This window comes from Chlamydia serpentis (assembly GCF_900239945.1).
GTDB lineage: Bacteria > Chlamydiota > Chlamydiia > Chlamydiales > Chlamydiaceae > Chlamydia > Chlamydia serpentis.
On record NZ_LT993738.1, the window covers coordinates 506,290 to 523,388 of the forward strand.

Genomic DNA, 17,099 nt, shown 5'->3' on the forward strand with positions numbered 1-17,099 from the left:
GCCATCGTTGTGAAAGACATGAAATTTAGAAAATCTCTGGCATCAACAACTGACAATAAACTCTTATCGTATCTTGGGATTTCTTTCACCTTTATCCTAATAATCTATTCTTCAGTCTATAGCATACAAACTGATTATTTCACAGATTATGGTATAGAGAAAGAGTTTACTAAGAGTTTTCCTCTATTAGATAAATTAATTGACCTTACAGGAACTAATCCAATTACTACATTTCATGGAAACAGACATGATAATACTCAAGATATTACGCTTTCTAACTATAAATCTATAAATAGTATCTTCGAATTTTTCGTCTCAAAAGGAGGAGCATTTTCTTGTAAAGAGTTCACTCTAGCCAATATCGAAGACTACGCTTTCTTGAGCAATAACCAAGCACAAGGTCAAGGAGGCGCAATATATGCAGAAGTAGGATGTAAAATTATTAACAACAAGGGACTGATAATTGTTATTGGTAATAGCGGGCTCAATAATGCGAATACAGGAGCAACGCCTTTTGGAGGAGCTATTGCTTGCGCTGGAGATTGTGTCATCTCTTCTAATCATGGAACCATGTATTTTCTAAAAAATTGGGCAAATAATGGAGGAGGAGCAATCTATACTCAAGGCCAATGTAAAATTCAAGAAAATAATGCACCTATACTTTTTGCGAACAATATCACCTTAGATGGAGGCGGAGGGGCAATCACCAGTACAGATACTGTAATCTCCAATAATATATATCCTATTTACTTTAAGGATAACTATGCCAAAATTGGCGGAGCGATTAGCACAAGCTCAGGTGTTACAATTAGCAATAATTATAATGCAGTGGTTTTCAACAATAACAAAGCATTTTCCGCTCTTACCACTCCAGGAAATGGTTCAGGAGGAGCAATCTATACAACCACATTTTCTATAAATGACAATCCTGGAACTGTTGCTTTCGATAATAACTACTGTAGCCGTGATGGAGGGGCTATTTGTACACAGTTTGTAACTATCAAAAATAGTGGTCCTGTACATTTCACGAACAATCAGGGGAATTGGGGAGGCGCTATCATGCTCCGTCAAGATAGCAACTGCCTACTCTTTGCTGACTATGGCGATATTGTATTTCAAAATAATACAACTTTTCTAGGTGCACTCGGCACATACAATTCTATCCACTGCACTCCTAATAGCAATGTACAAATTGGAGCTCGCAAAGGGTATAAGGTTGCTTTTTATGATCCTATTGAACATTCACATCTCACTACAAATCCTTTAATTTTTAACCCCAATCCGAGCCATCAAGGAACAGTATTATTTTCTTCAGCATACGTCCCCGAAAACTCTCAGGACCGAAACAATTTTATTAACACTTCGAAAAATACTATTGAGCTTCGAAATGGGATTTTGTCTATTGAAGATCGTGCAGGTTGGGAATGCTATAAATTTACCCAAACAGGAGGAACCCTTAAATTAGGTAGCAGAACAAGCATCTCAACAAATATCAATGCTGATACTCCCCAAACAAGCGTGGGCTCGGCAATCATTATCAATAACCTAGCTATCGATCTCCCTTCTATTATAGAAACAGGGAAAGCTCCTGTTCTTTGGATCCGTCCTATAACATCAAGCCCTCCCTATACAGAAGACAATAATCCAACAATCACCCTGTCAGGACCTCTCAATCTTTTAAATAACGATAACCGTGATCCCTATGACAGCCTTAATCTTTCTGAGCCTTTACAAAACGTTCATCTGTTATCCCTATCTGACGTAGCCGCCCGCCATATTAATACAGACAACTTTTATCCTGAAACACTAAACGCTACAAAACATTATGGCTACCAAGGAATATGGTCTCCTTACTGGTTAGAAACGATAACAATAACAAATGGGAATTCTTTGGCTACAACAAATACCCTACATAGAGATCTTTATGCAAGTTGGACTCCTCTTGGTTACAAGGTAAACCCTGAATATCAAGGCGATCTAGCTACAACTCCCCTTTGGCAATCGTTCCATACAGTCTTTGCTATATTAAGAAGCTATGATACCTCTGCAAATTCTTTTAAACAAAATACTTTCTTAGAAACACAAGGAAGAGCTGAGGGCCTTTTTGTTCATCAAAATAGTACTCCTAATACTTCAGGGTTTCGCATAGACTCCACAGGTTACTCCCTGCATGCGTCCACTCAAACTGCACTACATCAAAAAGTCTCCCTCAGCTTCGCTCAATTATTCAGCAATACTAAAGAGATTGGTTCTAAAAATAGGGTTGCTGCTCACACTGTAGTTTCCTCACTTTATGTTCAGTTTCCCTGGTTGAGAGAAACACTGGCAACATCTGGAGTTCTAGCTTATAGCTATGGAAATCACCATCTCCATAGCTTACATCCTACACATCAAGAACACGCAGAAGGCAGGTGTTATAGTCACACCCTAGCAGCCGCGCTTGCATGCTCCCTTCCCTGGCAAAAAAGCTCCTACTTCTACATAAGCCCTTTTCTCCAGATAATTGCGATTCGTTCCAACCAAACAGCTTTTCACGAGATCGGTGACAATCCGCGTAACTTCACCTCACAGAAACCTCTCTATAATCTCACTGCACCTTTAGGAATCCAGGGTCAGTGGCAATCAAAATTTCATATCCCTACCGACTGGACTCTAGAAGTCTCCTATCAACCTACACTTTATCAACAAAACCCTAGGATAGGTGTAACTCTCCTTGCCAGCCAAGGTTCTTGGTCGACTTTAGGACCCAACCCCACACGCAATGCTTTAGGATATGCAATACATAGTCAAACTCATCTTTTTCCTCATATGATGTTATCCTTAGACTACCGAGGATCAATCTCATCATCAACAATGACGCATTACCTACAAGCAGGAAGTATTTTGAGTTTCTAATTTATAAATTGAAGGAAACACTACTTTTACACTTGGCAAATAAAACGACGACATACGTCATCCTAATATTAAAAAACGCAATCACCCTAAGTTGGAGAGACGAGAAACATAGAAAGTTCCTGGACAGAACTTTAAACATCCAAATCTAGATGGATCTTAGTTGCTTTGCTTTTAGGATTTCCAGGAACTCATGGACAATAAAAAAATTATACTCTATTCATAAGCGAACAGCTCATTAAAGTTTCGATGTTTTATGCGCTTCATTCCCTTTAGCGTTTTATTTATTGCCCTATCTTGTTGTTTATTTGGGGAAGAAAGGACCAACCTTATACCCTATCTTGATTGCAAAATAGAAGCCTCGAATTTCCAATCTTCTATAAGTTTTCCCCGAAATCTAAATCCTCTCATCTCAACCTTCAAAGCTAGTTCTCTACATACTCTTACTGGATTTCCCCACGACATAAATCAAGACGTTATCATCTCAGGCTATTCGGAAGAGCACGCTTTTTCCTACCAAACTTATACATTAAATGGGGCCTGCATTACTTGCAAAAATCTTACAATTTCTGACAACTCAGAAACTATGCGTTTTGAAAACAACCTATGTATGGCCGATGGAGGAGCTGTTTATGCTCTAGATACTTGCACTCTTTCAAGAAATCAGAATTGTATTTTTAAAACCAATGTAGCAACTGTCACAGCTCTAAAAGAAATCATAATAACACAACCAACTACATGTCGAGGAGGAGCTGTTAAATCGAATTCTCTAATCATAAGCAACAATTTTGGGAGTTGTGTTTTTGAAAATAATAGTGCTCTAAGTTATGGAGGGGCTATTTATGCAGATTTAGATATATCAATTCTAGAAAATAAAGGGTCTATCTTTATTAAAAACAATAAGACATTAATTATGGCGACCAATGGGGGTGGCTTATCTTCTAGAAATTGTATTTTATCTAACAACCTGAAGCCTATTCAAATTATGGGGAATGCTGCAGGCCAAGGTGGTGGAATATATGCAAACCGGAATGTGATTATATTTGGGAACAAAGCAAAATTAGAGATTAGCAATAATACAGCATTCGCAGCACAAAATATTACGAGTCCAGTGGTTATGAATCCTGGTGGTGGAGGTATTATGTCTATCTCTTTAGTGCTAGAAAATAACTCAAAAGGAATTATCTTTAACAACAATCGCGGAGCACGTAATGGTGGAGCCCTCTATCTTCAATCTCTTATCATAAGAAATAATGGGCCTATATCCTTTATTAATAATTCTGCAACTTGGGGAGGAGCTCTTTTCAATTTCTTTTCAGGAAGTGGGACTCAAAATTTCTTCTTATCGGCAGACTATGGTGATATTCTATTCAATAATAACATAGCTACCAACCAGTCTCCTGCAAGTTCTTATAGAAATGCTATCCGCTCCAGCTCTGGGATAAATCTAAAGCTGGGAGCAAGTCAGGGGCATAAAATTATTTTCTATGATCCTATAGAACACGAAAGCACTACAAGTAATCCAATACTATTTAACTACCAACCTCATCATCAGGGAACTATTTTATTTTCTGGCATTGCTGTGGACCCTGAAGCAATAAATGAAAATAATTTCTTATCTAAACTTACTAACTCTTCAGAACTACAGAGAGGTGTGCTTGCAATTGAAGAGAAAGCCATCATTTCTTTTAAGAATATCTCACAAACAGGAGGGATCCTGCGTTTAGGAAATGGGGCTATATTGAGAACAAATCCTTCCAGAAGTTCTATAAATTTTAATAAAATTGCTATCAATCTTCCCTCGGTTTTAAAATCAGCAGCTACAGCTCCAAAATTTTGGATCTATCCTCAACTATCGGGTTCAAACTATTCTGAGGACACTTCCTCTAATATCGTTCTTTCAGGTCCCTTGACTCTATTGGATGATGAAAACGAAAATCCTTATGACAGTTTAAACCTTTCAGAACCACTTAAAAACATTCCCCTCCTCTATCTTTTAGACATTACTGCGAAACAGATCGATACTTCTAATCTAATTATAGAGGCCATTAACCTAGACAATCATTACGGTTACCAAGGAGTTTGGTCCCCATACTGGGTAGAGACTACCACAACATCAAATCCCGCAGCAGCCGAGACAACCAATACAAACCATAGACAGCTCTATGCGAACTGGACACCTCTAGGGTACCTTCCGAATCCCATACGTCGAGGAGAATTTATAGCGAATACTTTATGGCAATCTGTCTATACTACACTCCTAGGCCTGCAAAGTTTAACTCCACAAAATCCTAGGCAAATAGGCCTAGAAGCCTCTCTTCAAGGTTTAGGATTTTTGATGATCCAGCACAGTCGCCAAGGATCTCGAGGCTTTCGCACTCACGCCACAGGCTATGCCGCCACAAGCTCGAGAACAACTGCAACGCAGAACTACTTCTCTCTAGGGTTTACTCAAATGATCTCCAAGACTAAAGAACAACAAACTCAAAACAAAACTTCGTCCCACAATTACATTGCTGGATTGCGTTTTGATAGTCTTCTTTTCAATGAACGAGTCTCTACAGGATTTGCACTAGCTTATAGCTACGGAAATCATCATACACACTGTCACTACACAGAAACTCAAAAAGGCATATCTGAAGCACTCTTTCATAACCATACTTTAGGGGGTTCTCTCACCTTTACCTTTTTTCCAGACAGCATCACTCAATCTTTCAAAATCTATCCTTTTATCTCCGCTGTAGCTGTCCGTTGTTCTCAACCCTCATTTCAAGAAACAGGATATCATGCTAGAAAATTTGCTACAAAACATCCCCTGACAAATGTTTCTACTCCTTTAGGACTTAGTTTACAATGGCAAAGGTTTCCGATGCTATGGACTACAGAGCTTTCTTATGTTCCTACCGTGTATAGGCAAAATCCTGAACTGTTAACAACTTCATTAATTAGTAATGGCACATGGACAGCAAAAGCAACTCCTGTTTCATACAATGCGGGAGTCCTAAAGATAAAAAATATATCGCAACTCTTTTCAAGAGCAACCTTATCCTTAGGGTATTCAGCTCAAATATCGTCGTCAACTCTCAGTCATGACCTTCGAGCTGAAAGCCACATTATGTTTTAATATCAAGGAATAGAAAGTGGAAAATAATAAATCCTCTATTAAAATGGCCTTACTTATTGGAGCTCTAATTTTAGGAAATTTCACAATGCTGTTTGGTATAACTCCCTTATCTGACTATCTTGCTAGTCAAGACAAGGAGTTTGAAACATATTTTCCTTTAGCTGGCACCCTATCTGATTTGTCTACCTACTTAAATAAAATAACTTTCTCTGGAAATAGAAATGATGCAACTCAGGATCTCTCTTTCAATAACTATATTTCGATAAATAATTTTTTAACTAATTCCTCTACGCAAGGAGGAGCATTTTCTTGCAAATCGTTCTCGCTAACCAATACAGAAGATCTTATTCTCCTCTTAAATAACTTTGCAATTGACAGTGGTGGAGCCATATTTTCCTCTAATGATGTAAATCTTTCTGATAATCATGGCTTAATGATCTTCTGTGGCAATCAAAGCTTACCTAATAACAATAGTTCCTCTAATGAGAATAAAGGAGGGGCAATCTCGTCTAATAGCAATTGCACAATTTCAAGAAATCAAGCAACTGGATATTTTGTTAAAAATATGACCACATACAGGGGAGGAGCCATTAAAGCTAATCAGATCACCATTGGTAATAATAAGGGACCCATATTATTCATGGACAATACAGTTATTAACAATACTGGTGGTGCGATTGATTCTGATCAAAATATAATTATAGAAAACAACTCAAAACCTATCTACTTTCTGAATAACCGCTCAGCTTCTGGTGGAGCAATAAGAGCAGAAAATGTGGTTATCCAAAAGAACTCTCAATCTCTAGTTTTCAGCAATAATTTAGCACTGGAGAACACAGCTCTCCCTAGAATCTCTTCAGGGGGGGCCATCCATTGCTCTTTCAAATTATCGATAGAAGATAATCCAGGAATTATTTCTTTCAATAATAATTCTTGTGGACGAGACGGCGGTGCTATTTGTGCACAATCACTTAGCATAAAAAATAGTGGCCCTGTTTATTTTACAAATAATCAAGGAATCTGGGGGGGCGCTGTTACTCTCCTTCAAGACGGCTCTTGCACTTTATGGGCTCAACATGGAGATATTATTTTTTATAATAATAGGCACTACGCAACAGGCACTAGCACGCAGAACTCTTTAAATTGCACTAGTAACGTTACAATAACATTAGGAGCAAATGAAAATCGTTCTATTGTTTTTTATGATCCTGCGAGGCAAAGACATAACGTTAGCTCCATCCAACCTTTCAATCCTGAACCAGAACACTTAGGGACAATTTTATTCTCTTCTGCATATGTCTCGGATGAATCTGTTTCTCGAGAAGACTTCATCTCTCTCTTTAGAAATACTATTGGGCTATATCATGGCACTCTTGCACTTGATGATCGTGCAGAATGGAAGGTTTTTAAATTTGATCAATTCGGGGGAACGCTAAGACTGGGAAGCGGAGTAGTTTTTTCTACAACGGGGAGCAGCACTAGTGACAGCGCAGGTTCTGCAATTAACATCAACAACCTTGCGATTAACTTGCCTGCTATTTTAGAAAAGAGATCCGCGCCCATGCTTTGGATTCGTCCTATAGAGCAACGAGCACCCTATACTGAGGACAATAATCCAACAATCAACCTATCAGGACCTCTTACTCTTCTCAATGAAGAAAATCTTGATCCTTATGATAGCATAGACCTTTCTCAGCCTCTTAGGGACGTCCCTCTTCTTAAACTATCAGACGTTACTGCTAAACACATCAATACAGATAACTTCCACCCCGAAACCCTGAATGCTACTGACCATTATGGCTACCAAGGATTGTGGTCTCCTCGCTGGTTAGAAACAACCATAGTTTCTAATAGTTCTTCTGAAGACACTGTAAATACTGTACGCCGAGAACTGTATGCTGATTGGACTCCTATAGGATATAAGGTAAACCCAGAACATAAAGGTGTCATAGCTGTTACTACCTTTTGGCAATCTTTCCATAGTCTATTTGCCACTCTGCGTAATCAAATTCATCGACAAGAAGGATACGCTATAGCTGCTGGAGAAGCTATAGGACTTTTTCTTCACCAAAATAGCACTTCTGAAGCCCCAGGATTTCGTATCGATGCTACAGGGTACTCTTTGAAAACAATATCTCATACTGCTTCTCAGCATAAAGTCGGTATAAGCTTCACCCAGCTATTCAGCAATACTAAGGAGAGTCACTCTAAAAACAAAGTAGCTTCTCATACTACAACTTTAGTTCTTCAATTGGACAATCCTTGGTTGGCAGAAAGATTTTCTATATCCTCATGTCTAGCTTATAGTTATGGTCTTCATCATCTCCAAGGCGTTAGAAATTCTGGGACAGTAAAAAGTGAAGGGAGGTGTTACAGCACTACTTTAGGAGCTACTCTTTGCTGTTCTCTACCTATACAAAGGCACTCAAAATCTCTCAACTTGGCTCCCTTTATACAAGCTATTGCCATTCGTTCAACCCAAACAGCCTTTCAAGAAATGGGAAATAAACCTAGGAAATTTTCCACTAATCAACCTCTCTACAATCTAACAGTTCCTATTGGCATTCAAAGCTCCTGGCATTCCCATTTCCATCTTTCTTCCTATTGGGATCTAGAACTTGCATACCAGCCCATCCTATACCAACAAAATCCTGAAGTTAATGTGACACTAACTACTAGCGGATCTACATGGCAAGTCTCAGAAATCACACTTGCCCGCAATGGAATCTCATTCAGAGGGAAAAACCAAACTTTCTTATTTCCTAACGTATCAGTATTTTTAGATTATCAGGGTTCAGTATCTTCATCGACTTCCTCACACTATCTCCAAGCAGGAACTACTATTCAATTTTAGCAACACTAATTAAAAGAAAGCCTGTATCTATAAGATCGCGAATATTTTAAAGCTTTTAGGAATCAGTTTCTTGACTGTGATTCAAGTCATGGCCTGTTCTTCTTAGTAAGAGGTTAGTCGTAGATGCAAGGCGGTCTGTAAGCGGCAGAAATGTAGACATTCTACCACCTATTGCGCTAAAAGTAGTCCTAGCCATGTGCTCTGATGTCTCTGTTTTCACGGTACTCGCAATATCATAAATCATTGATGCTCTGATTTCTGCTCCAAATCCACGAGGTACCATAATTATATTCTCTTCATTGTTAGGTATCGGCGTTGTCGTAGAAGATGCAACAAAAGGATTTACCGAAATATCAGTGTTGCTATTCTCTAGTCCAAAAAAACCTATCTCCTCATATATATGCTCATTACTCGGATCTGTAGGAGGAAAAGGCGGTGGTGGAAGAGGAACACCAAGTTGATTTGGAGAACGCTTTGCTCTGGGTGTCGAAGAAGGAGAAGGACTGAAACCTCTAGAAGCTCCTGGACGAGTCGGAAGATCATAAATGACAGGAGTTGGGGGCCTAGGAATATTATATATGTGCTCATCAACTGGTGTAGGAGAAGTATCACTAACTGAAGTCAAATTGCTTTCGTTTTTTTTCACACCATAATCTCTAGGGGTACTTGGAACATCATAGATTCCATCTTTTCGTCGAGGGACATCATAAATAGCGTTCACAAATGGAAATAACACTTCATCGATTCCCGAAACAAGTACTCTAGGATTATTTGTTTCCCAACTTTTGACTTCTTCCTCAGAAATAGAAACGAACCGCGATTCCTGTTTTGGCGATTCAGGGTTTTCTTCAATCCTAGTTCCTTTATTTAACCATCTTCCTAAAGCACCTATTAACCCAGGTTCGGAATTATTTGGTGGTGGTTTACCCCCTCCTCTTTGGGTCAACTCAGGGATGGGACTCCCCTTCTCAACAGTAGAAACGTCTGGAATCTCTTCAGCTGCGATATCTTCCTCTTCATCAGAAATTACATACTCTCCTCCTCGGCATACACAACAACGCCTTACAGCCTCAACAGCTGCATGACGAATAGCACGTAGTATGTTGAAAAGGCGTCTCACAACACTAAGGATCGTGCCTAAAAGAGAAAAAAGAACACTAAAAAGTGCATTATGCAATTTAAAGGTTAGCCTTGCTAAAGCTCCTTCAGGAACCGAAGAACTTTCGTCCGTTGGCAATCTAGAAGTCTTAACTTCTGCTGTTTCTTGAGCCATACGAGACTCGGAGCTCCTGACTTCTTGATCTGTACTCGATGAAAAATGCTCGTGAATGTTAGAGAGTGTGTTAATTAGTTCCCCACTAACTTCATTTAAGGCATCATCAAGCCTCGTTCCATCATCGAGGAGAGATGCAAGCTCAGGATCAGTCAAATTCGAACAAATTGAATTGATGTCACTAGTATTGGTTGTCTCTCTAAAAAGTGTTTCTGCATAAGAACTTGAAGATGAAAGCTCTAATCTCTCGGCAAGTTGCATTTCGGTCACTTTAATAAGAGCTTGCAAGCCACGTTCCATAGATTTTTTTGTATCAAATTCAAGTTGATTGTTTGTTTTTACTTCACCCAACTCGTTTTTTAACGATTGTATCCGTGTAGAAAGTTCCTCGACACTCAAAAACTCAGTATCTTTAGGTTTTTCATCTTGAGGAAGTTGTAAACGTTCATAAGCATTCTTTATCAGTCTAGTGAAACCTGTTTGTTCCTTCCCTGAAGGAGTTGCAAACAAATATTGAGATTTTTCACTACCTGCAGTAGCTCCCTGAAAAGACGTGTTTTCACCTGAATTACTTGCCGCCTCTGTTTTCAAAGTGCTTGCTGTTTTTTCTTTGTTTTCTCGGAGTTCCTGTGTCTTTGATGTTTGAACGAATACGTTACGTGTCCGATGCGTTTGAACCTTATAATCTTGAGAGCGGGATTTACTAAAAGCTCCTAGTCCCTTCTTTATGCCAGAACGTATACGCTTAAAAAAGCTATTACTGGACGAAGAAGCCCCTTCTGAAACACCTTCAGATTTCTGACCTCCTAAAGGAGATAAAAGACCATCTGAACTGGACGCTTCTGATGCCTCATCACTGTTTGAAGATGTATGAGAAATCTCATGCCCCCCAAGATTACCTTTAGGAGAAGGTGATCTGCTTTTACGCCCGTTATCTTCAGGTGGAATGTTTCCCAATCCACTAGGTCTTCCTATCCCTGATGTCATAAGTACTTCCTAGAAAGAAAAATCTTTTTATAAAGAAACTTGATTTTAAAAAATTTTCGAGAATCATGCGTCACTCTTGAAGCGCCTCTTAGATCTTAAGAACTAGTTATCATCCTTGGGCTTAAATAGCTTAATGTGTTCAAAAGCTAATCCCTCCTTCCCATCCTGATTTCCAGCATGAGCTTGTCGTTGATTCCAGTCTGCCAAAAAATTAACAAGTTCCTCTGAGAGAGCACTTCTTGGAAAAGGAGTATCATTATTATTTGTACCTGAATCTCCTCCTAATGGTCGCATTTCTATTGACTCTCCACTCATCCCCTCGGTTACTACTCCTTCACTCTGCAACCAACTTATTGTATCGTCTCTAAGAGAAGCATCCTCATTATCATCATATCTAGGTTGTAAATGCTCGTTCCTACGTGGATTAAAACATCGACGTACTGCCTCAGCAGCAGCATGACGAGCTCTATTCAATTGCATAGCAAGACTTCTGAAGAAAGCTGCGAGTGCTTCGAATATTCCCCTTACCAAATTCCGTAGAGCCATCCGTATTCTATCAGCTCTAGATTGACTACTTGTTCCTTCAGCTGAAGTTTTTTCTGCTTCAGAATTCAAATCTGCAAGTTTTGCATACTCAACGCCTGTTGCTAATTCAACAGGAGATTCTCTTTTGTCGTTTTTTGTGGCCCATTCTATTTGGGCATAGATAAGATCGTCGTCCATAAGAAGATCTTCTATTTTGTTCTCGACCTTGATTCCTTCGTTCATGCAATCTGAGAGATATTGATCATCCACTTGTCCCCAATTTACTTCTTCTGAACTAATAGAAGATACGTCTTCCTGCAATTCTCTCATCAGAGCTTGAGCTCCTTCGGATACTTCTCGAGGCAAAAACTCAGGAGCTAATGCATTCAATTCTGTTAAAGAATCACTAAGATTATTTACAGCCTGATTAGGATCAAAGTCATCATCTATAAAATATCCCGTTGAAGAGACGGTGCGACTGTCTAGTGATGTCTTGACTTTACCTATAAACTTTTCCCCTGCTAATGCCATTGATCCTGAAGCTCGTTTCATGGCGTCCCTAGTCTGCTCTACAGCTTTCTGCAGTTTTGATAACGATGATGATGAACTAACAGAAGAGGTATCTTCATCTTTCTGATCAATAGGATTCATATGCTCGTCATAATAGAATGTACTTCTGCTCTTTGATTGATGAACATTATCTTCTGGATGAGAACTTTTTTGTGTGGTTTTATCTTCTGTATCTGGCTCTTGAACCTCTTCTAGAAAATCCACGTCAGTTTCTCTCCTCTGGATACGCTCTCTAAAGCCTTCAAGTCCTGGAAGCCGGACTCCATGTTCAACATACCCTGGAAGACGAGGAGAAGAGATCTCACGAGGTGTCGGAGAGGATGGTCGACGAAAAATCTTTTTAACACCGTTCCAAATTCTCCCAAGTAATCCAGGTTTCTTATCTCCTGAACTTCCGGGTTCTTTCGTACTCGGCATAGGAATTTTTTCAGACCCACCTAATTGCGCCTTCCTTTCTTCTATGCTAGGGCCAAAGTTTTCAGTGCTAACTTCGTGCGGACCTAAATTCTCTTTTTGAACCTTCCTATCCCTTTTAGGGGGAAGTGGAGGAGGTGTTCTTCCTGGACCGCCTATACCACCAACTGCCATAATTGAACCTTAAAATGAGCAAACTATTTTTATAAAACTATATAAATAGAATTTTAAACAAAAACATTTTAAAAACAAATTAAACAATTACAAATGATACAATTTTATTAACTTAAACCATTAAAATTAAATACACAGGATGATTAAAGAAAAATAAAACTATAAAGATCGAAGAATTCTTTGAAATTCTCAGCCCCAGAGGATAAAAGTTATGGACCTCCACCTACATCAACATCAACATCAATAAAATCTATGGGACCATCAGCATCAAACAAATAATCTTGTGCAGCAGCCATTGCTTCAACCACTAAATCATTAGCAATCGAGCGCATTTTACTTTCGGGACCATAGAGGATTTCGTGACGACTACGACGACGTTCATAAAGTTTAATAAACATATCATAGAGCCAATTGACAAAGTTACTCATTAAAATAGAGCCTGCTAACACTAAAGTAGCACCTCCCAAAGCAAGAACTCCCGGAATTATAGGAGCAAATACAGGAACTAGCGCAAGAAGCATGATGCCTATTCCTACACCAAGTAGAATTCCTCCCACTAGAAGACTATTGACCTCCCCACCTTTTTCAAAATTGCGGACTTCCTCAAGAATAGCAGCATCTGTCTTCTTGATCTGTTTTCTGTAGACAGTTTTCCACATCTGATTAAACTCTTGATCCGAGAAAGTAAGACCTGACTGAATTAAAAACTTACGTACATGCTTTTTACTTTTAGCTTCTTTCCAACGTAATCTACTGATATTTAATCGTGCTTTCAACTGGCACGCAAGATAGGAAAATCCTGAGGAGACCATAGGAAGTGTTACAGAAGCAACAGCAGATCCTACAGAGCTAACAAGCAAAACCTGCACTACAGTTAATCCACCAAATCCGGTTACTAAGAAAGCAGCAATGCTAGCCAAAAGTAATAATGTAGTGAGAGCAAGGATGATTTTCTGTTTTGTAGTGAGTGAAATCCTCTTATTGATTTCCTCAGAAGACAGCCTGGTATTTGAGATCTCATCTAAATCTTCAGAAAGATTAGAATCAACTTCGATTACAGAAAGAGGGTTTTCATTAGCTTTAGTTTCATAAAAATTTGGGAGCTCTTCTGTACGAATATTTTTTAAAGAAGTATCTACAAAAAGTTCTGTTTTCTCCTGAGCAGCAAGGAAACTTCTCCATATTCCAATACTACTATGGAGCACTGTCTGCAAAATTGCTGTGATTCCTATAGAAATTAATGGTGGCGCCAGAACAAGAGCAACAACAGCAGGAGTCCCTCCTAAAAATACGCTCCCAGCAATCGCAAGGAGTATTCCTAAAATTGCAAAACCCACTCCAAGAGTCATAATTGACAAAGCTATATAATGTAGTTTTTTTGCTTCCTTTATCGTTTCTGCTTCTGTCAGTTTCTCTCCCTTAGCAACCTTTTCAGATCTAAAAAACTTAGCATAAATATAATGACTCATACTCGCGAATGTAGTTTGACTTCCTCGACCATAAGCACTAGATCCCAGGCTACCGATTAAGCTACCATACCCTCCAGGAATAAAACTTGACCCCACTTTTACAGCTAAACCCATAACTGTGAATCCTGTTCCTACAGCTAAGGCGCTTTTAATTCTTCTGGATTCCCGCATCTTGGGAGAAATATGATCACGGACCATATAGACTAAGCTTTTCATTATAGAAAATCCACCGATCCCTACTCCTGAAATAGCTATGCCTAAAAGGATTGCCTGAGGTACTCCTGGGGCTAAGACCGTTAAAGCTACAACAACGACAGAAACTGCAACTAATAAAACAACTAATCCAGCAACTATAGTTACAGAGTGAGTAAAGATGCTCTTTCGCAATCCTATGTCTTCAGAATGTATATCTGATATTGCATTCCCTAAAGGCAAGTTGCGTTTAGGGTGAATAAGAAGCGAGGTTTTCTCCGTTACTGTAGGCAAAGAAGAATATAGAGAATCGTTATTATTAATTGGTGTTGTAGACATAGAAGAAATACTAATAATTATTTTTAATTATAAAACAATTATTAATATCAATTATAAATCAAAAATATAAAAAATAATTAACAAGTTAGAAATGAAATATTTAAAATTAAACTTCTAAAGAAAAGTCACAGCATAAATAAGGGTAGCTAGAGGAGGGAGCTCTATATCAAGACCCCAGGGGATACCGTTATCTTGACAAATCACAGGCAAACGTCTTCCTTGCCCCGAACCTCCGAAAGCCTCATCATCAGTATTGAAAAGGAGCTCACAACGATTTAAGTGTTCACATCTTAAAATATAGGAAGGAAAGTTTACGGCACTAAAATGATGCACACAAAGAAGCGCTGAAGAGTGATCCCCAGCAGCAAATCTGTAATAAGCAATTACATTGTTTACTTCGTCATTAAAGTCTATCCAAGCAAAACAATCTCTAGAGTTCTCTCCTATCCATAGGCAACGTTGAGTAATATACAAAGCATTCAATTCAGCAATACAGCGCTGCAAAGTTCTATGATAATCGAGGTCTAAAAGTTCCCAGTCTAAAGGACGATCAGGAGACCACTCTCTGTATTGGCCAAATTCTCCTCCCATAAAGAGCAATTTCTTTCCGGGTAGGCAGATTTGGTAACTGAGTAACAATCTCATCTGAGCGAACTGAGTCCAGGAATCTCCAGGCAACTTCTTAATTAGACTTCCTTTACCATGGACTACCTCATCATGTGATAAAGGAAGAATAAAAGATTCATCGAAGGCATACCATAGACTAAAAGTAAGATCTTTTTGATGGTAGGCACGATAAATCGGATCTTTTGCAAAGTAATGGAACGTATCGTGCATCCAACCTAAATTCCATTTATAATCAAACCCAAGCCCACCACAATCTACATTCTTAGTAACCCCTGGGAATGCTGTAGACTCTTCTGCAAAGGTCAACACCCCAGGATATTCCTTATGAATTATAGAGTTCAGATGTTTTAGAAATTCTATAGATGCAAGGTTTTCCTTTCCTCCATGAATATTTGGAGTCCATTCTCCCTGCTGACGACCATAATCAAGGTAAAGCATCGAAGCTACAGCATCCACACGCAATCCATCGATATGCATTTTATCGAGCCAAAATAAAGCACTTCCTATTAAAAAGTTGGAAACTTCATTACGACTATAGTCAAAGGTAAGTGTATTCCAATGAGGATGAAGAAGCTCACTATAACCTGTATACTCATAAAGTGGCTCTCCATCAAAAGAGGCAAGAGCAAAATCATCTATAGGAAAATGCCCTGGAACCCAATCTAAAATCACTCCGATATGTTCTTGGTGTAAATAATCAACAAAATACTGAAATTCATGAAAAGAACCGTATCTTGATGTCGGAGCATAATATCCTGTTACTTGATATCCCCAAGACTCATTTAAAGGATGTTCAGTAATAGGAAGAAGTTCTACATGGGTATAATGCATCTCCTTGCAATACCTGGCAAGACGATGCGCCATTTCACTATAACTTAAAGGCCTGCCTTCATGCCATTGCCAAGAACCAAAGTGCACTTCATAGATCAAGATAGGTTTTTCATTTTGCTTAGCACGCTGTTCGATCCAGTTACGATCATTCCAAGAATAGTTATGACTATCAGCAACAATAGCAACACTTTGAGGTGGAGGACCAAAACTCTTTCCATAGGGGTCTGTTTTTATGATTAGACTCCCCGTTTTCGTAACAATCTCCCACTTATATCGGCTTCCTTCTTCTAAACCTGGAACAAAAAGTTCCCAAATTCCTTTATCAGAAACCTTACGTAAAGGATTGACAAGTCCATGCCAAAAATTGAAATCTCCAACTACAGATACCCTCTGTGCATGAGGAGCCCAAAGTACGAAGAGCACACCAGAGATGCCATGAAATTCTATAGGAATTGCCCCCATACGTTCATAAATGCGATAATGCGTTCCCTTATGAAATAAGAAAGAGTCGACTTCTCCCCACATAGGGGGAAATGCATAAGGATCATGCGCTAAAAGACCATTCTGATGATAAACACGGTAATCTCTGTGTCTGGTTCCCTTAGGAACAGATAAAGAAAAAAGTCCTGAATGATGAGGAGTAGCGTTATAATGCTCTCCCAAAAACTCAACAGCAACCCTTCTGGCCCCTGGGCGGAAAAGAATAATGCGATCGGAACAATCTTTATCTGGAAGGATTCCTAAAAGTTTGTGAGGATCCTTCTGCTTTCCAGACACTAGCAGATCAAGATCCCAAGGATTGATCAATCTATCAACCATAGAGAAGCT

General features: G+C 39.0%; 7 protein-coding genes. 3 read left to right on the forward strand and 4 right to left on the reverse strand.

All coding sequences use genetic code 11. The features are described from left to right. The first annotated feature begins 18 nt into the window (after positions 1-18). The 3 genes from C834KP_RS02110 to C834KP_RS02120 all read left to right on the forward strand — a co-directional run bounded on the left by C834KP_RS02110 (position 19) and on the right by C834KP_RS02120 (position 8,870). Positions 19-2,895 (forward strand): polymorphic outer membrane protein middle domain-containing protein, encoded by a 2,877-nt coding sequence (locus C834KP_RS02110; protein ID WP_108896550.1) that lies wholly within the window; start codon positions 19-21, stop codon positions 2,893-2,895. A gap of 253 nt (positions 2,896-3,148) precedes the next feature. After that, a complete protein-coding gene (locus C834KP_RS02115) occupies positions 3,149-6,016 on the forward strand; it encodes a polymorphic outer membrane protein middle domain-containing protein (protein ID WP_108896551.1) in 2,868 nt (955 codons plus the stop codon). A gap of 16 nt (positions 6,017-6,032) precedes the next feature. Next, entirely contained in the window at positions 6,033-8,870 is a 2,838-nt protein-coding gene (locus C834KP_RS02120) for a polymorphic outer membrane protein middle domain-containing protein (protein WP_108896552.1), read from the forward strand. Positions 8,871-8,925: 55 nt separating this feature from the next. Here the strand turns inward: C834KP_RS02120 and C834KP_RS02125 are convergent, their stop codons facing one another. From C834KP_RS02125 to glgB, 4 genes are all read right to left on the reverse strand, one after another. Next, positions 8,926-11,130 carry a hypothetical protein gene (locus C834KP_RS02125; RefSeq protein ID WP_108896553.1) on the reverse strand — a complete coding sequence of 735 codons (2,205 nt, stop codon included), beginning with the start codon at positions 11,128-11,130 and terminating at the stop codon, positions 8,926-8,928. A gap of 102 nt (positions 11,131-11,232) precedes the next feature. Next, positions 11,233-12,813: a hypothetical protein gene (locus tag C834KP_RS02130; protein WP_108896554.1), complete on the reverse strand. Its 1,581-nt coding sequence runs from the start codon at positions 12,811-12,813 to the stop codon at positions 11,233-11,235. A 209-nt stretch (positions 12,814-13,022) separates the two neighbouring features. Beyond that, the gene (locus tag C834KP_RS02135; RefSeq protein WP_108896555.1) at positions 13,023-14,813 is read right to left on the reverse strand and encodes a hypothetical protein; all 1,791 of its coding nucleotides are present in this window, start codon (positions 14,811-14,813) and stop codon (positions 13,023-13,025) included. 114 nt (positions 14,814-14,927) lie between these two features. Beyond that, positions 14,928-17,090: a 1,4-alpha-glucan branching protein GlgB gene (gene glgB, locus C834KP_RS02140; protein WP_108896556.1), complete on the reverse strand. Its 2,163-nt coding sequence runs from the start codon at positions 17,088-17,090 to the stop codon at positions 14,928-14,930. Positions 17,091-17,099: the final 9 nt, after the last annotated feature.